Raw genomic sequence first — 19,024 nt, forward strand, 5'->3', positions numbered from 1 at the left:
CTCCTTGAGTTGCATGTGGGCGAGGCAGCTATCTCCCTCGCGAGGGGCGGTCGGTGCCGCTGCGGCGCTTGCGAGGCTCCTCACGCTCGGGCACAGGGGGAATGGCTCCCGTGCCCGCCTGCACCATCGCGTCGATTTCCTTCGCCATCTTGTCGGCGCCTTCCAGACGGTTCTTCTCGGTGCCTTCCATGGCCTTCTTGCCCTCGCCTTGGAAGGTCTTCGTGCGCTGGATGAGGATGGCGCCGATCAAAAACGGCATCCAGAACACGATGCCGCGATACACCAGGCCAATAGCCGTGCCTGCTGCCGCCGTTTCGCCGAACATTGTGAACGCCACGACCACCGCGGCCTCCACGACGCCGACGCCCTGCGGCGTGATCGAGATCATAGCGAACAGCGTCGCCACCACATAACCGCAGATGAGAACCTCAGGGCTCGTCACACCGAACGCCACACCCACGAGCGCGAAGCAGCTTAGCTCGCACGTCGACGCGATAAGAGAGCAGCCGTAGGCCTTGAGCGTCGGCTTCGGGCTGTGGCCGATCAGGCCCGCCGCCTCGGAAAACGTGGAGGCGATGTTCTCGACCCAGGGTTTGAGGGGCGGCTTCTTGAACAGGCCGCGAATGCGGTTCACCAGCCGCTCGATGGGGCGCAGGATCTTCAGCATGAGCGCTGGGCGCTTGCGGCCCAGGACGAGCACGCCGATCATGCAGCCCACAAGCAGCATCACCACCATGCCCAAAAGGAACCACACGGGAGAAAGGCCCACCGTGACCAGCAGGATAAGGAACGCCAAGATCATGATGGTGCAGAAGGCGCCGTCGATCGTAATCTGCATGAGCAGAGCCGCCGACGTGGCCTTGCCGGGCGATATCCCGCGGCGGCGCGCGTCATCGACCACAAGCGTGGTGCCCGCCAGATTGAGCGACGGCGCGATCGTGTTCATGAAGAAGGTGCCGAACACGAGCGGCAGCGTGGTGCGCGGGGCCATGTGCTCCCCCACCGCGCGGAAGCACGACGAGTACGCGAAGCTCTGCGAGACGTACTTGCACAGCTGGGTGAGAATAGCCGCGACGAGCGGGATCGTGGAGCCGCGCTGCATGGTCTCGGCGAGTTCGGCCAGCTGGTCGCCCCGCAAGAACACCACCGCCAAAACGATGATGAGCACGAGGCCGACCAGCAGATTTCTGATGCTGAACTTCACAGTTGAGGTTCGTCCCTGTCCCTAGTGGCGGAAGTGGCGATGCCCGGTGAAGACCATCGCGATGCCATGCTCGTTGGCGGCCTGGATGCACTCCTCGTCGCGGATGGAGCCGCCCGGCTGGATGATGGCGGTCACGCCCCACTCGGACAGCGTGTCCACATTGTCGCGGAAGGGGAAGAACGCGTCGGACGCGCACACGAGCCCCTCGGCCGGCACGCCCATGCGATCGCACGCCTCGTGGGCGCGCTTGCACGCGATGAGTGCGGAGTCGACGCGGTTCGGCTGGCCGGGGCCCATGCCGATGCCCGCATGGTCGCGCGACACGAGAATGGCGTTGCTCTTCACGCCCTTGCACACGCGCCACGCAAAGAGCAGCTCGTGCATCTCCTCGTCGGTCGGCTTGCGGTCGGTGGGCACCGTGAAAGTGGCGGGATCTTCGGCGACGCGGTCGACGTCCTGCACGAGGATGCCGCCGTCGACCGAGCGGAACTCGAGCGCGGAAGGCGCGTCGACGCCGCCGGTGGCGAGCACGCGCAGGTTCTTCTTCTGCTGCAGAAGCTCGAGCGCGTCGGGCGCGAACGAGGGCGCGATGAGCACTTCCACGAAGAGATGGTTCTCGTTGATGTGGTCGACCACATCCTTCGTGACCTCGCGGTTTGCCGCGATGATTCCACCGTAAGCGCTCTTCGGGTCGCACGCGAAGGCCTTGTCGAAGGCCTCGACCACGCTCTCAGCAGTGGCCGATCCGCACGGGTTCTGGTGCTTCAAGATGACCACGGCGGGCTCGTCGAACTCGCGCACGAGCGACCAGCAGGCGTCGGTGTCGAGGATGTTGTTGTAGGAAAGCTCCTTGCCATTGAGCTGCTCGGCGTTCACGAGGCTGTGCTCGCTCTCGAAGTCGGGCAGGCGGTAGAAGGCGGCTTCCTGATGCGGGTTCTCGCCGTAGCGCAACCCCTGCTGCTTGACCATGTACAGGTCGTAGTAGTCGGGGAACTCGCCTTCGCCCTCGGCCTCGAGGGAGTCGTCCTCCTCGGCGAGCTGCTCGAACATCCAGTCGGCGATGGCCCCATCGTAGGAGCTCGTGGTCTCGAAGACGTTCAAGGCCAGGCGGGCGCGGGTCGAGCGCTTCGTGGCGCCGTCGTTGCCGCGCATCTCGGCGAGAATGTCGTCGTAGCTTTCAGGGTCGGTGACCACGGCCACGCTCTCGAAGTTCTTCGCGGCGCTGCGCAGCATCGACGGGCCGCCGATGTCGATGTTCTCGATGCAGGTGCCGAAATCGGCGCCGGATTCCACCGTCTTCTCGAAGGCATACAGGTTCACGACGACCATGTCGATCATCTCGATGCCGTGCTCGGCAGCTTCGGCCATATGCTGGGGGTTGTCGCGCTTCGCCAAAAGCCCGCCGTGCACCATCGGGTGCAGCGTCTTCACACGGCCGTCCATCATCTCGGGGAAATTCGTCACCTCGTCGATGGGGGTCACCGGAACGCCCGCCTCGGCGATGACCTTCGCGGTACCGCCCGTCGAGATGATTTCTGCGCCGAACTCGTCGTGCAACGCACGCGCGAAGTCGACGACGCCCGTCTTGTCGGTCACCGACATGAGGACGCGTTTGATTTTGGGATCAGCCATGTATGTTCTCCTCTCAAGGGTTGGAACTTCTTCAGGGTGCGCAGCCCTACGCCCACCGCGCACCTCGCGCAAGCCAGGAAGCGGTCGCTATCGTCCGAGCGACTGATCGTGCCTTTCGCGGGCCTCATCACTGTAGCGCTCCTTGTAGCGCACGTCGATGAGCTCGGCGACGATAGCGATCGCCAATTCGGCGGGCGTCTTCGCGCCGAACTTCAAGCCGATGGGACGCTTGATGGAATTCCACTGCTCCTCGGTGACGCCGCGCGAGGTCACGAGGTCGTGCACCGTGGTGTTCTTCCCCTTGCAGCCCATCATGCCCACGTAATGCACGTTGTGGCGAACCGCCCACACGCATGACTCGGGATCGAACATGTGCCCACGCGTGAGCACGCAGACGTAATCGGCGGGCGCGGCGTGGTACTCGTCGAGGCCGTCGAAGTTGTCGCCCGGAAGCTCGATGCGCGCGGCGTCGGGGAAGCGCTCATCGGAGATGTAGGCGGGGTCGTAGTCGACAACCGTCACCTTGAAGCCGACATGGGTCGCAAGCGCGGAAAGCTCGCTCGCGGCGTCGGAGGCACCCAAAAGCCACACGTGAACCTGGTCGAACAGCGCGACGGAGCGCCAGGTCAGGCCCTCGAACTGCTCGTTGTGCATCGAGGGGCCGCGCGTGACGTCCTTCATCTGGAACATGTCGCGCGGGCTCGGCGTGCGCGAGGACACGATTTCCTTCGCGTCGTTGCAGAAGAAGACGAGCGGCTCGCCGTCGGCGGAACCCTGGTCGCCATACTTCTTGGTGACCTCGTTGTCGGTGTTCTTCTGCGCCTCGGCGGCGTCGTAGATCACCTTGAAGCCGAGCCACGCCAGATCGCCCTCGTCGACGGCGCGGATGGCGCGCTCGAACGTGGGGATGTCGGCCTCGGTCAGGCTCTTCGCGATGACGTCGAGATATTCGGGGGCAACGTGGTTGTTCCCCGCGAGCGCCTCGGCGGAAAAGCAGGGGAAATCCTCCGACGAGAGCTGCGGGGTCCGGCCCGCCTTCAAGTCGTCGATGATGGATTGCAGCACGGCCTTGTTCATGGAGCTGTCCTTTCTTCAAACCGTTTCCCGACGCCGCCGTTAAGGGACATAAGCGTCGCGCTATCGACGCCGGTGTTGGAGCCGACGTCACAGTTCCCGACGCCGCTGCGAGGTGGCGCCGCAGTTGCCATCAGTTGATGTGAACCTTGTTCGTGGAGGGGTCGACAGCGACGCGCCCTTCGGCGATCAGCCCGATGACCTCAGGATAGAGCACGTGTTCCACATCGTGGATCTTTGCCTCGAGCGTGTCGAGCGTATCGTTTTCGGCCACTGTAATCGCGCGCTGCGCAACGATAGGGCCCTTATCGTAATCGGCGTTCGCGAAATGCACCGTGACGCCCGTCACCTTCACGCCTGCGTTAAACGCGTCGGCGATGGCGTGCGCGCCCTTGAACGACGGCAGAAGCGCCGGATGCAGGTTGAGCACGCGGTTGGGGAACGCGTCGAGCATGACGGAGGTCACCTTGCGCATGTAGCCCGCCATGACCACGTATTCCGCACCCGCTTCCCGAAGCGCCTCGACGATCTGCGCGTCGGCTGCGAGCACATCGGCGTATTTCTCGCGATTCATCACGAGCGTGGGGATTCCCGCCGCACGCGCGCGCTCGATACCGTACGCGTCGGGGCGCGACGACACGACGAGCACGATGTCGGTGGGCAGGCCCTCGGCAATCGCGTCGATAATCGCCTGCAAGTTCGTTCCGCTGCCCGAAAGCAGCACGCCAATCTTAAGTCTGTCGGTCACGTAACCGCCCTTTCGACTGGGAGTCAAACCCAGCAAGCACTTCGAATCGCTATCGTCAGATAGTATACGCGTTGGCCTTGGAGTTCATTAGGCGAGAGGGAGCATCGGCTGAACTTCCTCAGAAATAGAGCCATCGCACGATCTTTCGCCGTTTGCCTCTGTCGCGCCTTAAGAGAAGATCCGCCCTTATCTCTTTGACCCGCCAGGTACGCTCCGTCCCTCTTTGGCTTTCTCATCATGAAGCGCTCTCTTTCGTTACGGAACGCCTCACTCCAAATTGATGCCCTTTTTCGCGGCATAGAGATCGCTTTGCGTTAACGCTATTTTCAGCTCTGTCTTAGACATCGCTTTAAGAGTACCGTCTTCATTCTCAAAGAAAGTTAGTTTTGGCAAATCTGCCTTGTTGCTTTCAAGGTACTCAGCGAGACTGGAGAAATCACCAATTCCTTTCGCCTTGTGTGGAGTGGTACCCACGAAAATATCCGAATACCGAATACTGCCAATCAACTGCCGAGGATCGAACTTTCCACTATGAACCTCGTCGTATGTTAACGCCGCAAAAGCATCACGGGGCAATCCTACCGAATTGAAAATTCCCGGCAAGTCCTTTCGCTTTACACCCGACGAAAGACCAAGGATGAGAATCTTTGCGTCATTAACAAAAGAAGGACGACTCCCTCCATCGGCAGCACTTCGCTCCCTCGCAACTTTATCGCTTTTCTCTCGCGCACGATATACACGAAGCTCGTCTTCCTGCCTTCGGAACCTTTCGTCCGCCTTCGCCGCCCGCCGTTTAGCCTCCTCCAACATCCGCTCAAGCTCGACGATATATTCATCTTTGTGTCGACTGGAAGAGGGAGAATCTGCAACTTCTTCCAAATCTCGCGTAGCCTGCTCAAGAGATTCGTCGCTCTCGACCTTTTCTTTCGCAAGCTGCTCAAAATTACAACGAGCTTTAACAGCCTCCTCCGAGCGTCTTTTCGCCAAAGCCTGACGCGCCTTGGGATTATCGCTGTCGTCCACCTCAATCAAATCCGACGAAAGCTCGTAAAGCGTACGCGAAGGGTTATCAGTAGCGGACATCATTGTCAAAGACGTTGTCGCACGAGTCATGCCGACATAGAGCAAATGGCGATTCGTATCTTCTTGAGTAAACTCATTCGAAAAGTTGAACTTCCCCTCATCGAGATCGACCAGAATCACGTGATCGGCCTCTAGGCCTTTTAGGGAATGGAGGGTCGTCACCGTCACACCCCGAGACTTAAGCCGGCCTAAAGCATCAGACTTCCAAGGGGAGCCTATAGCAATTGTGCATTTGCTATCGCCAGCGCGAAGTGCGCCGATGGTTTCTTGAATCCGATTGAGCTGAGACTGCTGTCCATTGCAGAAAATCAACCGTGGCTTTTGCCCATTACGGCGTTTCTGGGCAGGTTGTCCCATTTCCGTATCCGATCTTATGCCAAAGTCCATAAGCAATCGGGCGGCTAGATAAATTTGCTGCGTACTCCGAAAATCCTCAGTCAGACGAATTGGCCTAACGCGTTTCCCCGTAACCTCTTGCCAAGTAAACCCACGTCCGTAAATCGACTGGTTCGTATCGCCTGTAAAAACAACTTTTCCCGAAACTGTCCCGCACAAAGCCTTAATCCACGTGATGGGAAGATCTTGAACCTCATCGATCACGAGATGCGCCGCTATCGGCTTACATTCACGGTGCTCACAATAGTTCAGAACCTGATTGCCAATATCGTCGAAGTCGAAGACCTTTTGCTTTTAGTCGGAAAGATCGGCAAGACTTGCCATATAAGCTTTATAAAGAGTGAAAACTTGTTTTCGCTGATCACTCGAGAGGCGAGTACGCCTACCGACACGCTTGACCTCAAGATATCTATTGAGGCTTCGAATGCCTCGCCCCAGAAGCCAACCAATTTCTTCGTCAAGAAAAGCCGCGTCTGCAAGACAGCCGGATAAGGATAGTTCAACCTTGTGTTTGTCGATATATCGCTTTATGAAACGAGAGCGCCGCTCCTCCCCATCAACGTAACGATATTTTTCAAACTTATTTTTCTCAAGAAACGCTTTCAAGTATGCATGAACCGTTCTTACGGCGACGTGAGCCGTCTCGCTACCGATAATATCAGGCAGCTGCCTTGAAACGTAATTAACGAGCTCTTTTGTATACGTGACAAGATAAACACGCTCATCGGCCGTATCTTCGAATAGCGTTCCTTGGGAGGCCAACTGCTCGGCAGCTACAGCCGCCACAAGGGTCTTTCCACTACCAGCAGGTCCAGAGATTGCCGTAGGGTTCTTGATATTCCCCAAGTCCGATGCTACGTCAACCGCATGCCGTTGTTCACGCGTGAGATTCAGAGTGCCCATCGGAAATCACCTTCTTGTCTTCTACCGCAATGCTCGTTGGAAAAGGGCGCATCCCATCCAGGAAGCACGGCACCTTGCATCGTTGCGACAGAAGGCGAAATCCGCCAACTCTTGCAACTGACCCAAAAGTTAAGCGTATGATATTACATGCAGACAGAATATCACCTTTCCAGAAGGTAACGTCGAACGGGACGCTCTGCGTAAGCCAATCCGCTTTCGTGACGGGGACTTCGCCTAGCCCAAGCGCTTCACGCGCATCTCGGGCCCGGCTGCAACAACGACGATCGCGGCGACTACCACGATGCCGACGATCGCGAAGTAGATGGCGCTCGGCTACAAGTTCGCGAGAAGCTACGCCACCGAGAGCGGCATGGCCACGTTCGCGAGCTTGCCGTCGCCTTGGGAGATTCCCGCGCCGCGGAAGCGGTACTTCGTCGAGAACGGATGGTGAGTTCAAGCTGGCGACGGACGCGTTCAGCACGTTGAAGCCGATCGTCGTGAGGAAGTCGGTCGCCATGAGGAAGCTGAGCGCCGTGATCGTCATTGCGCTGCCAGGATCGAACGCCATGACCACCTTCGCGCTACCGACGCCAAACGCCATCGCGAGGGCCTTCTTCACGAAAATTGGGTCGCCGTGGACAAAATCGGTCGATATGCGAGCGACGTCGGGCGGCACGATGTCGGACTCGCATTCCCGCCGATTTGCGACCTGGGCTTTCTCTTTCGAGCCACTCGGGGGAAACCCGCAGATAGCCGCGGCGACTCACATATCGGCGTTTTTTGTCCACGACGACCCGAAATCGAGAAAGAACGCGCATTCGGAGACCGCGCCCGACAGGCGAGCCGATATCGGGACGCCACACATTCGACAGGCCTCATCCAGCAGATAAGCTGAAATCGAGAAAAAGCGCCACTTCCTTCGAGAGCTTGTACCTCGGCAAAGTGTTCTACCTCGGAAATCACGGGAAGCGAAGCTTGCGACCAGACGAGGTGTTCGTCACAGGAGCCATAAGAAGCAAAGCCTCATCTCGACGAAGGCATCTGCTGCAGGAGCCACGGGAAGCGAAGCCCTCAGCTCGGGGGCCCGCAACTCGGGAGAGCCCGCAGCCGGGGAGACCCACAGATCGGGAAACCCGCAGCCCGGAAGCCCTCTTCCCGCGAAAGTCGCGCAGCCCCGAATATTACCCTGCGAGCCCCAGCCACGCCGCGATCTTCGGGGCGTACCCCAGCACGAAGATGACGAGGATCAGCACGGGAATCCCGAACTTCAGCCACAGGCGAGCACACGACGGGAAGCGCACGCCCCGGCCCGCGTTGGTCTCGGCGAGGAAGTTCTCCCAGCCCCAGCCCCAGCGCGTCGTGCAGAACAGCACGAAGAACAGCGCACCTAAGGGGAGCAGGTTGTTCGACACGATGAAGTCCTCAATCGACTGGATGTCCCCGACGGCCGGAAGGGTCACGCCCGAAAGGACGTTGAACCCGAGCGCGCACGGCAGCGACAGCGCAAGCACGAGAACGCCCGTGATCGCGGCGGCACGGCGACGGGTGATGCCCCACTTGTCGATCGACCAGCTGATGAGGTTCTCGAACACGGCAATCACCGTCGAGAGTGCGGCGAAGCTCATGAACACGAAGAACAGCGCGCCCCACACGTTGCCCAAAGGCATCTGCCCGAACACCATAGGCAGCGTCACGAATACAAGAGACGGCCCCTGATCAGGACTTACACCGTAGGCAAAGCATGCGGGGAAGATGATGAGGCCCGCCAGAACGGCGACGACGGTGTTGAGCGCGGTCACCGAAATCGCCTCACCGGCAAGGCTGCGCTCGCGCCCAATGTAGGACCCGAAGATTTCCATCGAAGCCATGCCGAGCGAAAGAGAGAAAAGCGCCTGCCCCATAGCAGCGAACACCGCGTCGCTGAACGTCGCCAACTGCTCCGCCGCCGTTGCACCCGCGAACAAGCGAGAGAAATCAGGCACGAGGTAAAACGCAATCCCTTCCCCCGCGCCGGGCAGCGTCACCGCGCGCACGCACAGCACAATCATGACGACGAACAGCGTCGCCATCATCCACTTGGTGATGCGCTCGACGCCCTTCTGCAGGCCCATGCCGCACACAACCGCGCCGACCACGACCGCCACCACCATCCACGCGATAAGCCCCACAGGGTCGGCGAGCATATCAGAGAACACGGCCGCTGTCGTCTGGACATCCGCCCCGCCAAAAACGCCCGACGCCATCTTCGGCACATAGGAGAGCATCCAGCCGCACACGGTGGTGTAGAACATCATGAGCACCGTGCAGCCGATGTAGCCCCACCAGGAGAACCAGTGCCACGTGCCCGAAGGCTGCAGCCTATCGAACGCCTGAGCCGCCGACTTCTGCGACGCGCGCCCGACCGCAAACTCCATCACCATGACGGGCAGCCCCAAAATCACGAGGAACACCAGGTAGATAAGGAAAAATGCCGCGCCACCGTACTGCCCCGTGATGTAGGGGAAGCGCCATACGTTCCCCAGCCCGATTGCGCACCCGGCGCTGATGAGGATGAACCCCAAACGCGATGCGAAATGCTCGCGCGAGGGCGTTGCCGCGGATGCGGCGGGTGTGTTCTGCTCTGGCATACTACTTTGTTCCCTATCTTTCCCGACGCGCCTCATGCGCGCCAGCCGCCTATTGTAGCGCAGGGACGGCGCCTAGCCCAAGCGCTTCGCGCGCGTCTCGGGCCCGACCGCGATAACGACGATCGCAGCGACAAGCGCAATGCCGACGATCGCGAAGCAGATGACGCTCGGCTGCAAGTTCGCGAGCAGCCACGTTACCGCGAACGGCATGGCCACGTTCACGAGCTTGCCAGCGCCCTGGGAGATTCCCGCGCCGAGGAGCGCACCGAGCGGCGCGGCGAGCATCGTGATCGTGGTGGAGAGCAGCGACGTCTGCGTGGCAAGGCCCACCCACACACTAGGCTTGGCGAAAAGCATCGCGGGTGAGATCTGGATAGCTGGGAGCACGTGCCGCGAGCGCCGCTGCACGTGCCGAGCATGGACACGTGCAGCGCTTCAGTTCGCCCCGCAGCGGGCCTGCCTCCCATCAGCAGGCAAGCAAGAGAGTTACCCTTCGTAGCCGTACAGGTTTCCCTCGCCCTTGTACTCCACTTCGCCCGCGCCGGAGACGATGCGGCCCACGCGATAGGTGGTCTCGCCCGCCTTCGCGAGCGCGGCCTCCACCTCGTCCGCACGGTCAGGGTCGACGATCAGAACCATGCCAACACCCATGTTGAAGGTCTTGAGTGCCTGACCCTCGGAGAGGTCGGCCGCCTCGCACACGTACTTCACAATTGTGGGAACGGGCCATGTGCCCAAGTCAACCTGGGCATTCACCTGCGAATTCAGCGCGCGGTTGAGGTTCTCGGTGATGCCACCGCCCGTGATGTGAGCAAGCGCGCGCACGGCCTTGGGGCACTCGGCGAGCACGGAGAGCACCTGCTTCACGTAGATGCGCGTCGGGGTGAGCAGCGCCTCGCCAACCGACTGGCCGCCGAGCGCGTCAACGGGCGCCAAAAGCTCCTCGGCACTCTTCCCTTCCACGCACACCTTGCGCGCGAGCGAGTAACCGTTGGAGTGCAAGCCCGACGACGCAAGTCCAATGAGCACATCACCCTCGCGCACGCTTTCGGGGTCGAGCATCTTCGGGCGGTCGACCACGCCCACCGTGAAGCCGGACAGGTCGTAATCGTCAGGGTCCATAACACCGGGGTGCTCAGCCATCTCGCCGCCGATGAGTGCACAGCCCGCCTGACGGCAGCCCTCTCCGATGCCCGCGACAACTTCCGCCACATGCTCGCGGCGCAGCTTGCCGATCGCGATGTAGTCCAGGAAGAACAGCGGCTCGGCGCCGCAAGCAAGGATGTCGTTCACGCACATGGCGACAAGGTCGATGCCCACCGTGCCATGCTTGCCGACAAGCTGGGCTACCTTGAGCTTGGTGCCCACGCCATCAGTGCCCGACACGAGCAGCGGGTCTTCCATTCCCTTCGCCGCCGCGATGGAGAACAGGCCGCCGAAGCCGCCGATGTCGCCCACGACCTCGGGGCGGTAGGTTGAATGCACGGTTTCCTTGATCGCATCGACCGCTCGCGCGCCCTCGGCCGTATCAACGCCCGCCGCCGCGTAGGTGATTTCCTCGCTCACTTTTCGCTCCTTCTCGTAACGTTCCCATCCTGCAAGTAATTACAGGGTGACCTGGGTTTTCTCAGCTTTCTCACTCTCGCGCGCGTATTCTGCGGCGAAATCCGCCTTGGTCATGAAGCTCTTCTTGGCCGTGGAGGGCGGAATCTCCACGGGGTAGTCGCCCGAGAAACACGCCTCGCAAAAGCCGGGGTCGCGCACGTCGGGAAGCGACTCGCGCAGACCGGGCAGGCTGATGAACGCGAGCGAGTCGGCGCCCATCCACTCGCACATCTCCTCGTTGGTCATGTTCGCGGCGATGAGCTGGTCGCGCGTGTCGGTGTCGATTCCGTAGAAGCACGGCCAGAGCACTTCAGGGCTCACGATGCGCATGTGGACCTCGGTGGCGCCCGCCTGGCGCAGCATCTCGATGAGTTTTTTGGAGGTGTTGCCGCGCACGATGGAGTCGTCGATCACAATGAGGCGCTTGCCCGAGATGACGCTCGGCAGCGGGTTCAGCTTCAGGCGAATGCCCAGCTGGCGCATGGCCTGCGTCGGCTGGATGAACGTGCGGCCCACGTAGCGGTTCTTCACGATGCCGTCGGCGTAGGGGATGCCGCTCTCGAAGGCGAAGCCCATGGCCGAGGGGATTCCCGAGTCGGGCACGCCGAGCACCAGATCCGCGTCGGCCGGAGCCTCGCGCGCCAAGATGCGGCCCATGTTGCGCCTGGCCTGGTAGACCGACTGGCCGTCCATCACCGAGTCGGGGCGGGCGAAGTACACGTACTCGAAGATGCAGCTCGCGCGGCGGCCGGCGGGCACGCCCTGCTCGGAAGTGACGCCGTCTTTGCTGAAGCGCACGATCTCGCCCGGGTTCACGTCGCGCACGTATTCCGCGCCCACGATATCAAGGCCGCAGGTCTCAGACGAAACGACCCAACCGCGATCGTCGGGAAGCTTGCCCATGCACAGCGGGCGGATGCCGTTCGGGTCGCGGAAGGCGTAGAGGCAGTCGGGGCTCGCGAGCACCATGGCGTAGGCGCCCTTCAGGTGCTCCATGGCAAAGCGGATGCCCTCGCGCAGGTGGTGCGTCTTTTTGGTGATGTCGCCGATCGCCTTCGCGGCCACCTCGGAGTCGGTGCCGGCACGAAGCTGGACGCCCTCGTCGATCAGACGGGCGCGCAGGCTGTTCGTGTTCACGAGCGTGCCGTTGTGGGCAAGGGCGATGAGCGTCTCATCGATCGCCGAGATGTGGGGCTGGGCGGCTTCCCACGACGCCGCGGCGCCGGAAGTGGAATAGCGCGCGTGGCCGACCGCCACAAAGCCGGTGAGCGCAGCGAGGCTCGCCTCGTCGAACACCTGCGTGACCAGGCCCAAGTCCTTGGAAACCATAATGGTCTCGCCATCCCCCACAGCGATTCCCGCGCTTTCCTGCCCGCGGTGCTGAAGCGCCTGCAGGCCGAAGCACGTCATACGCGCGACGTCCTCGCCAGGGGCGAAGACGCCGAACACGGCACATTCCTCTTCGAGGCGGTCGGGTCGTTCGCCCGGCAGTATCGAAGTGCTCATGAAACGATCTCCTTTGCTGCATCGTCTATTGTCGCGGCCGCGCTGGGATCGACCATGCCGGCCCCGCCGCTGCCGCCATTTGCATTGTTTGTATTGTTCGTATTGTTCGCGGCCGAACCTTCAGGCACCGTACCAGAAGAATTGACGGCGGCGTATTCAACCGGCACGCAGCACAGGACATAACGCGCGTCTGTGTTGCTATCGCAGGTAGAGAACATGAAGAAGCGGGAAATAGCCGACGCGTCGGGCGCCGCCGGGTCGCACTCGACGATGCTGCGGCTGATCTTGTCGGCAACGTAGGAGGTGAAGGCGGCGTCGCTTTCGAACTTCGTCTGCACGATCGATTCCGACCCGCTGCAGTGGACAAGCGACACCGACTGCAGGCGCCACGAGCCCTTCGGGGTGAGCAGGTACACCGTGCGATGCTCGTTGAACTGCTCGGCGTCGGCGAAATCGGCGATCGCGGCGAACATTTCCCCATTCTGCAGGTGATGGCCCTGCACGATATTGTTCTTGTCCGAGAAATCGGCGGCATTCGACGCGAGCAGGTACGGCGTGCCGTAGGTAGGCAGCCACCATCCGCCCGAATTGCCCTGGAAATCGATGGTGAGGTACTTGTCGGGGTTCGACTCGGGCGCGTGGACGATGGGGTAATTCACGTTCGTGCCCGGGATGAAGATCCACCCGACCGTGTCGGGGTTGATCGCGAGAAGGGCATCCCAATCGACAGTGAGGTCGGCAAGCGATATGCCAGACGCGTCGGAGAGCGCGGAGTCGGAGAGAAATGTCTTATCGGCCACGTCGTCATAGGATTTCTGGCCCTCGTGATAGGTGAGCAGGATGCTTCCCAAGGCGAATGCAGCCGCAAGGAACACCACGATGGCCACGATGAGGATCGCGGTCCAAAGACCGAAGCGCCGCTTCCGCGCAGGGGCAACCACGCGTGCAGGAGCGGTCGCACGCATATGCGCGCCCCCGTTGAACTGCGCTTTCCCTCGCCCTCGACGATTCGTGGACATACTCGCCTTCCTGTGGATTCCCCACTGCGGAGCCCGTGCCCCGCAATCCGTGCTTTCGCTGAAACCTCACTATAATAAGCGACGCCCCCGAGCGGGGGCGCCACAGGTGCTCGCATACGCAAATTTCATCGGCAAGCGCGCCCTGCGAAGAGGGAGCGCCCCAGTCGCCGCACGCCGAACGGGTTCGGGGCAACGCGGTGTGGCCGACGGCCAGCCCGCCTCGCAGGCGCGATGCGACCGACAATCGGCGGCCCACTCGCCCCCCCCCTGCGTGCGGGCGCGGTTGCGGCTCGAACGTCAATGCCGCCAATGCCCCGCCGGGCCGCTCGCCAACGCGATGCGGCTACTTCTTCTTGAGCTCGTCGATGAAGCCCTTCGCGATGCACGCGACGATGATGATGACGATGACGGCAACGATGCCGGCGATAATCCCCGGATTGTCGGGAATGAAGCTCAAATCCATGACGGCCCCTCTTTCAAACGCGACGCAAATGCGTCTATCGGTCAAAGTCAATCTAAACGGTGTCCATAGTAACGCCATCCCCTCCTTCACGCAAGCTCCACAATTGGCGAAACGAGTTCTGTAAACAATAATTTACGCAGGTGAAAGCGTTGTTTAACAGTTTGATGCCAATCCCCAAGATGAGAAAGTCAGTCTTTCGGCAATCGGGCGCGAACTCGCCTTTCCCGCCGCTTATCGGCGCAACCGATAAGCGGTTATCGACGTTTCAGCAGGTCAACAGAAATTATTCCGATTTTCCCCGAAAACCTATTGACCAAGTGGGCGTTGCCACGTATAACTACGACCGTTATATGAATAAGCGAATATTATCGCAATCGTTTAAGGAGATAACCACATGTCAGAAAAAGAGAACGCCTACTCGTTCGAGACCCTGCAGATTCACGCCGGCCAGGAAAACCCCGACCCCGCCACCGATGCGCGCGCCGTACCGATCTACCTGACGTCCTCCTTCGTGTTCAAGGACGCCGCAACCGCAGCCGGGCGCTTCGGACTCACCGAGCCGGGCAACATCTATTCCCGCCTGACCAACCCCACCGTTTCCATCTTTGAAGAGCGCATCGCCGCGCTTGAGGGCGGCGTCGGGGCGCTCGGCGTCGCCACCGGCTCGGCCGCCATCACTATCGCGGTGCAGAACATCGCCACGGTTGGCGATCACATCGTCTCCTCCACCAACCTTTACGGCGGCACGCTTAATTTGTTCGAGCACACCCTTTCCGAGCAGGGGCTTTCCACCACATTCGTGAACCCTGCCGACCTTGACGCCGTCGAAGCGGCCATCCAGGACAACACCAAGCTCCTCTACGCGGAGACGCTCGGCAACCCGAACTCCGACGTGCTCGACATCGAAGGCTGGGCCGCCATCGCGCACAAGCACAACCTTCCGCTCATCGTGGACGACACGTTCTCGACCCCCTACCTGCTACGCCCGATCGAGCACGGCGCCGACGTGGTGGTCGCGTCCGCCACAAAGTTCATCGGCGGACACGGCACGGCAATGGGCGGCGTGATCGTCGATGCGGGCAAGTTCGACTGGGCCGGCGACGCCGACAAGTTCCCCGGCGTCGCGAAGCCGAACCCGAGCTACCACGGCGTCGTGTTCACCGAAGCCGCAGGCGAGGCCGCCTACATCACCAAGGCGCGCGCCACGCTCCTACGCGACCAGGGCGCAACGCTGTCTCCCTTCAACGCGTTTATCCTGCTCCAGGGCTTGGAGACGCTCTCGCTGCGCGTCGAGCGCCACGTCGAGAACGCGCTCAAGGTCGTCGACTTCCTGAACAGCCACCCGCAGGTCGAACGCGTGAACCACCCGTCACTTTCGACCGGCCGCGCGAAGGAGCTCTACGACGAGTACTATCCCAACGGAGCCGCTTCCATCTTCACGTTCGAAATCAAGGGCACGGCCGAGACCGCCTGCAAGTTCACCGAGAGCCTGAAGCTGTTCAGCCTGCTCGCGAACGTGGCGGACGTGAAGAGCCTCGTCATCCACCCGGCATCGACCACCCACTCGCAGCTGACCGACAAGGAGCTTGAGGCTGCGGGCATCTCCCCCACGACGATTCGCCTGTCTATCGGCACCGAGAACATCAAGGACATCTTGGCCGACCTTGAGCAGGGCTTTGACGCGGTGAAGTAGTCGCACGTCAGTTTGGACCCTAATGAACGAGGGGCCGCCCGCGATTTTGCGAGCGGCCCCTCGTGTTCTCCGCGTGCACGCCTCGGGTCGCGCCCTCTCGCGCGCCCCCTATCCGCGCGCCCCTTTAGCGGTTGTCCACCTTCTCGGGGTAAAGGTCGTGGTGAGACAAGCGCTCCCAGGCCACGTCCTCCCAGCGCGTGCCCGGCTTCCCGTAGTTGCAATACGGGTCGATCGAGATGCCCCCGCGCGGCAAGAACTTGCCCCAGACCTCGATATACTTCGGATCCATCAGCTTGATGAGGTCCTTCATGATGATGTTCACGCAGTCCTCATGAAAGTCCCCGTGGTTGCGGAAGCTGAACAGGTACAGCTTCAGGCTCTTGCTCTCGACCATGCGCTCGCCCGGCACATAAGCGATGTAGATCGTGGCGAAGTCGGGCTGCCCGGTGATCGGGCACAGGCTGGTGAACTCGGGGCAGTTGAACTTCACAAAGTAGTCATTGCCCGGGTGCTTGTTCTCGAAGGTCTCGAGGACGCTCGGGTCGTAGGTCTGCGGGTAGCGCACTCCCTGGTTGCCCAAAAGCGACAGGTCGTCGGTCCCCTCGCGCTGCGGTTTCTCGTTCGCCGCGTTCGTCGCGTCCATCGCGCCCGTCATGTTCGCCATGCTATTCCTCCCCTTCCGCGTTTGCTGCCGCCCGCTCAGCGTCGAGCCTGTCGAGCAGCGGGTCGCGCATCCCGTTCGCCTCGAACGCGCGGTTGCGGTCGATGCACGTCCCGCACGCACCGCAAGGGTAGTCGCCACCCTCGTAGCAGCTCCAAGTGAGCTCGTAGGGAACGCCCAGCTCAATGCCGCGCGCGACGATATCAGCCTTCGACATTTCCACAAACGGCGCGCAAAGATGCAGCTCGCCGCCCGTTCCTTCCACAATCGCGCGGTTCATCGCGTCGACGAACTCACGCGAGCAATCGGGATAGGCGTTGCCCGCCCAGTCGTCGTGGTGCGCGCCGTAGTAGATCGCGCCGCACCCGAGCGAGAGCGCCATCGAAGCCGCCGCCGAGAGGAAAAGCCCGTTGCGGAAGGGAACGTAGGTGCTCACCGGCTTGCCATCGCTTTCGGCGAGCTGGTCGGCGTAGCTTTCCTCGGGGATATCTTGCGAGGAATGCGAGAGCAGGCTGCAATCGCTGTCGGCGAAGATGGCCCCCAAGTCCAAGAAGCGCTGCTCCACACCATAATGCGTGGCAACCGCCTTCGCGCTCTCGATTTCCTTGTTATGACGCTGACCATAGGAAATGGAAAGCGCGTACACATTCTTGGCGCCGTAGCGCGAAACCGCCATGGCAAGCAGCGTGGTCGAATCCACGCCGCCCGAGCACAAAACGAGCGCCTTCTCTTCGATAGTGGCCACGAGGCTACACTCCCTTCTCGACACCCGGCCAGATAATCTTGTGCAGCTGCAGCTGCGCGGTGGCCCAGGTGAGCTTGTTGCCTTGCATGAAATCTACGATGCGCGCAGGGTCGAGGCGTCCGAACACGGGGCTCAAATACACCGGCACGCGATTGGGAAGACCCAGCTCGCGCGACACTTCCAGCATGCGGGCCAGGTCGCCTTCCCCGCCGCAAACGAACTTCACGGTGTCGCGCGCGTCGAGGAGCGCGAAGTTCTCGCGCAGCATGCGGTCTTCCATACCGCTTGCGGGGAGCTTCCAATCGACCGTGAACGTGAGGCTGCCGGGAAGCGACGCGCACTCCTCGCGCAAGCTTGCGAGTTCGCACAGGTCAGCGGCACCATTCGTCTCGATTTCCACCCGAAGCCCACGCCCGAGGGGGCCGGGCTCGGCAAGCAGCGCGCGCACGAAGCGGGGAAGCTCAGGCTGCAGCGCAGGCTCGCCGCCCGTGAGGGTGATGCACTCCACTCGCGTCTCGCGCGCCCACGCGACGAGGTCCGCGACCGATACGCGCTCGGCGCGATCCGCGGCAGCGGGCGCGTTTGCCCACATGGTGTCGCAGTACGAACACGCCAGGTTGCACCCCGTGAAGCGGATGAAGGCGGCGAGTTTGCCCGCGGCGCGCCCTTCCCCATTCACGCTGACGAAGCGCTCGGCAACGGGAAGCGTGCAATCCGCGCTCGCTTCGAGGGACGCGAGCGCAGCCGATCCATGTGCTGCATCGCGCCCCGGCGCGCCTGCTGCCTGCGAGCCCGCGTTCACCTCGCCTGCTGCCTGCGTCTGCGAGCCCGCAAGGACCTCACACGCGACCTGCGTCTGCGAGCCCACAATATCCCGATCGCTAGCCACGGTAGATCGCGCAGTTGTTGGGGGTTTCGTACACGTCAACCTGCGAAACGGGGAACCCCGCATCCGCAAGCTTCCCGTAAAAATAGCGGGCAAGGTTCTCTGCCGTCGTGCGGAAGGGAACGACCGAAAGCGAGAATCCCTCGCGCTCGAGGCACGCGAGCGTGTCGGGGGCAAGCGACCCCTCTTCCACCACGAACGAGTGGTCGAAGGCTTCGGTCAAGTCGCGCAGAGCGCCCTTGAAGTCGGCAAAGTCAATCACCATGTCTTTGTGAGTTCCCTGCGTCTGGAGCTCCTCCTGCTCCAAATAGGCAACTACGCGCCAACGGTGGCCGTGGAGATTCTCGCATTTGCCGTGATAATCGGTGAGAAAATGAGCGGCATCGAAGCTGCTCTCGGTTTTAAGCCCGTACATCGGCGTACCTTTCACGCAAGTGAAAACCACCGTGGGGAAACCTAGGTGCAGGAACGGCGACGGCGGGCAAGCGGAGCACCGCACGAGCAAGCCGCAAGCACGAGCCGCTTGGCCGGCGCAGATTCATGCGAATCGCAGCCGCCCACCTGGGACAACCGCAGCCCGCAAGGCACCGCACGAGCAAGATACACATCTCGCGCGATACGACATGGGCTGCGCGAGGATAAGTATCGCACCGCGCGAGCGGTACACGTCACAAGCGCGATCGACGCGACTCGCGCCCAACACCTGACACGCACGGGCGACACGCCATTGCGCGACTTGCACCTGACACCCCGAGCGCACGAGCTCCCAGCTTCAAACG

Annotated in this window: 17 protein-coding genes; 2 read left to right on the forward strand and 15 right to left on the reverse strand. The window is 61.6% G+C overall.

The features are described from left to right. Window positions 1–28 precede the first annotated feature (28 nt). The 6 genes from ACMRQN_RS09400 to ACMRQN_RS09425 form a co-directional block, all read right to left on the reverse strand. Window positions 29–1,204 carry a lysylphosphatidylglycerol synthase transmembrane domain-containing protein gene (locus tag ACMRQN_RS09400; protein ID WP_418734763.1) on the reverse strand — a complete coding sequence of 392 codons (1,176 nt, stop codon included), beginning with the start codon at window positions 1,202–1,204 and terminating at the stop codon, window positions 29–31. Between the two features lie 21 nt (window positions 1,205–1,225). After that, entirely contained in the window at window positions 1,226–2,836 is a 1,611-nt protein-coding gene (gene purH, locus ACMRQN_RS09405; RefSeq protein WP_418734764.1) for a bifunctional phosphoribosylaminoimidazolecarboxamide formyltransferase/IMP cyclohydrolase, read from the reverse strand. An 87-nt stretch (window positions 2,837–2,923) separates the two neighbouring features. Then, the gene (locus tag ACMRQN_RS09410; RefSeq protein ID WP_418734765.1) at window positions 2,924–3,913 is read right to left on the reverse strand and encodes an XdhC family protein; all 990 of its coding nucleotides are present in this window, start codon (window positions 3,911–3,913) and stop codon (window positions 2,924–2,926) included. A gap of 130 nt (window positions 3,914–4,043) precedes the next feature. Beyond that, window positions 4,044–4,658 (reverse strand): phosphoribosylglycinamide formyltransferase, encoded by a 615-nt coding sequence (purN, locus tag ACMRQN_RS09415; protein WP_418734766.1) that lies wholly within the window; start codon window positions 4,656–4,658, stop codon window positions 4,044–4,046. Window positions 4,659–4,925: 267 nt separating this feature from the next. After that, window positions 4,926–6,341 (reverse strand): 3'-5' exonuclease, encoded by a 1,416-nt coding sequence (locus tag ACMRQN_RS09420; RefSeq protein WP_418734767.1) that lies wholly within the window; start codon window positions 6,339–6,341, stop codon window positions 4,926–4,928. 90 nt (window positions 6,342–6,431) lie between these two features. Then, the gene (locus ACMRQN_RS09425; protein ID WP_418734768.1) at window positions 6,432–7,040 is read right to left on the reverse strand and encodes a UvrD-helicase domain-containing protein; all 609 of its coding nucleotides are present in this window, start codon (window positions 7,038–7,040) and stop codon (window positions 6,432–6,434) included. A gap of 515 nt (window positions 7,041–7,555) precedes the next feature. Between ACMRQN_RS09425 and ACMRQN_RS09430 the strand changes: the two genes are divergently transcribed. After that, window positions 7,556–7,930, forward strand: coding sequence for a hypothetical protein (locus ACMRQN_RS09430; RefSeq protein ID WP_418734769.1), 375 nt, complete (start codon window positions 7,556–7,558; stop codon window positions 7,928–7,930). 291 nt (window positions 7,931–8,221) lie between these two features. Here the strand turns inward: ACMRQN_RS09430 and ACMRQN_RS09435 are convergent, their stop codons facing one another. From ACMRQN_RS09435 to ACMRQN_RS09455, 5 genes are all read right to left on the reverse strand, one after another. After that, window positions 8,222–9,667, reverse strand: a complete 1,446-nt coding sequence (locus tag ACMRQN_RS09435; RefSeq protein ID WP_418734770.1) for a sodium-dependent transporter — start codon at window positions 9,665–9,667, stop codon at window positions 8,222–8,224. A gap of 72 nt (window positions 9,668–9,739) precedes the next feature. Further along, a complete protein-coding gene (locus tag ACMRQN_RS09440) occupies window positions 9,740–10,054 on the reverse strand; it encodes a hypothetical protein (RefSeq protein WP_418734771.1) in 315 nt (104 codons plus the stop codon). Between the two features lie 99 nt (window positions 10,055–10,153). Further along, entirely contained in the window at window positions 10,154–11,233 is a 1,080-nt protein-coding gene (gene purM / locus ACMRQN_RS09445; RefSeq protein ID WP_418734772.1) for a phosphoribosylformylglycinamidine cyclo-ligase, read from the reverse strand. Window positions 11,234–11,272: 39 nt separating this feature from the next. Continuing rightward, entirely contained in the window at window positions 11,273–12,778 is a 1,506-nt protein-coding gene (gene purF / locus ACMRQN_RS09450; protein ID WP_418734773.1) for an amidophosphoribosyltransferase, read from the reverse strand. Then, window positions 12,775–13,743 (reverse strand): class B sortase, encoded by a 969-nt coding sequence (locus ACMRQN_RS09455; RefSeq protein ID WP_418734774.1) that lies wholly within the window; start codon window positions 13,741–13,743, stop codon window positions 12,775–12,777. Before ACMRQN_RS09455 ends, purF begins: the two co-directional genes overlap by 4 nt. Window positions 13,744–14,654: 911 nt before the next feature. Between ACMRQN_RS09455 and ACMRQN_RS09460 the strand changes: the two genes are divergently transcribed. After that, on the forward strand, window positions 14,655–15,953 hold the full coding sequence (locus ACMRQN_RS09460) for an O-acetylhomoserine aminocarboxypropyltransferase/cysteine synthase family protein (RefSeq protein WP_418734775.1): 1,299 nt from the start codon (window positions 14,655–14,657) through the stop codon (window positions 15,951–15,953). A 124-nt stretch (window positions 15,954–16,077) separates the two neighbouring features. Here ACMRQN_RS09460 and queF read toward each other — a convergent pair whose 3' ends face one another. From queF to ACMRQN_RS09480, 4 genes are read right to left on the reverse strand one after another with little or no spacing between them, the layout of a single operon-like run. Beyond that, window positions 16,078–16,596 (reverse strand): preQ(1) synthase, encoded by a 519-nt coding sequence (gene queF / locus ACMRQN_RS09465; RefSeq protein WP_413587807.1) that lies wholly within the window; start codon window positions 16,594–16,596, stop codon window positions 16,078–16,080. A gap of 22 nt (window positions 16,597–16,618) precedes the next feature. Next, complete coding sequence (queC, locus tag ACMRQN_RS09470; protein ID WP_418734776.1) at window positions 16,619–17,359, reverse strand: 7-cyano-7-deazaguanine synthase QueC; 741 nt, start codon at window positions 17,357–17,359, stop codon at window positions 16,619–16,621. A 4-nt stretch (window positions 17,360–17,363) separates the two neighbouring features. Continuing rightward, on the reverse strand, window positions 17,364–18,248 hold the full coding sequence (locus ACMRQN_RS09475; protein ID WP_418734777.1) for a radical SAM protein: 885 nt from the start codon (window positions 18,246–18,248) through the stop codon (window positions 17,364–17,366). Further along, the gene (locus ACMRQN_RS09480; protein WP_296062193.1) at window positions 18,241–18,660 is read right to left on the reverse strand and encodes a 6-pyruvoyl trahydropterin synthase family protein; all 420 of its coding nucleotides are present in this window, start codon (window positions 18,658–18,660) and stop codon (window positions 18,241–18,243) included. The genes ACMRQN_RS09475 and ACMRQN_RS09480 overlap by 8 nt, the downstream gene beginning before the upstream one ends. Window positions 18,661–19,024: the final 364 nt, after the last annotated feature.

This window comes from Ellagibacter sp., assembly GCF_048412355.1.
Lineage (GTDB): Bacteria > Actinomycetota > Coriobacteriia > Coriobacteriales > Eggerthellaceae > Ellagibacter.

What these genes read in the sequence shown, in the direction of transcription:
- queF (WP_413587807.1), bottom strand. Translation starts at nt 16,596, where the DNA reads ATGGACGCGACGAACGCGGCGAACGAGAAACCGCAGCGCGAGGGGACC.
- ACMRQN_RS09430 (WP_418734769.1), top strand. Translation starts at nt 7,556, where the DNA reads ATGAGGAAGCTGAGCGCCGTGATCGTCATTGCGCTGCCAGGATCGAAC.
- purH (WP_418734764.1), bottom strand. Translation starts at nt 2,836, where the DNA reads ATGGCTGATCCCAAAATCAAACGCGTCCTCATGTCGGTGACCGACAAG.
- ACMRQN_RS09425 (WP_418734768.1), bottom strand. Translation starts at nt 7,040, where the DNA reads ATGGGCACTCTGAATCTCACGCGTGAACAACGGCATGCGGTTGACGTA.
- purF (WP_418734773.1), bottom strand. Translation starts at nt 12,778, where the DNA reads ATGAGCACTTCGATACTGCCGGGCGAACGACCCGACCGCCTCGAAGAG.
- ACMRQN_RS09455 (WP_418734774.1), bottom strand. Translation starts at nt 13,743, where the DNA reads ATGCGTGCGACCGCTCCTGCACGCGTGGTTGCCCCTGCGCGGAAGCGG.
- ACMRQN_RS09410 (WP_418734765.1), bottom strand. Translation starts at nt 3,913, where the DNA reads ATGAACAAGGCCGTGCTGCAATCCATCATCGACGACTTGAAGGCGGGC.
- ACMRQN_RS09460 (WP_418734775.1), top strand. Translation starts at nt 14,655, where the DNA reads ATGTCAGAAAAAGAGAACGCCTACTCGTTCGAGACCCTGCAGATTCAC.
- ACMRQN_RS09435 (WP_418734770.1), bottom strand. Translation starts at nt 9,667, where the DNA reads ATGCCAGAGCAGAACACACCCGCCGCATCCGCGGCAACGCCCTCGCGC.
- ACMRQN_RS09480 (WP_296062193.1), bottom strand. Translation starts at nt 18,660, where the DNA reads ATGTACGGGCTTAAAACCGAGAGCAGCTTCGATGCCGCTCATTTTCTC.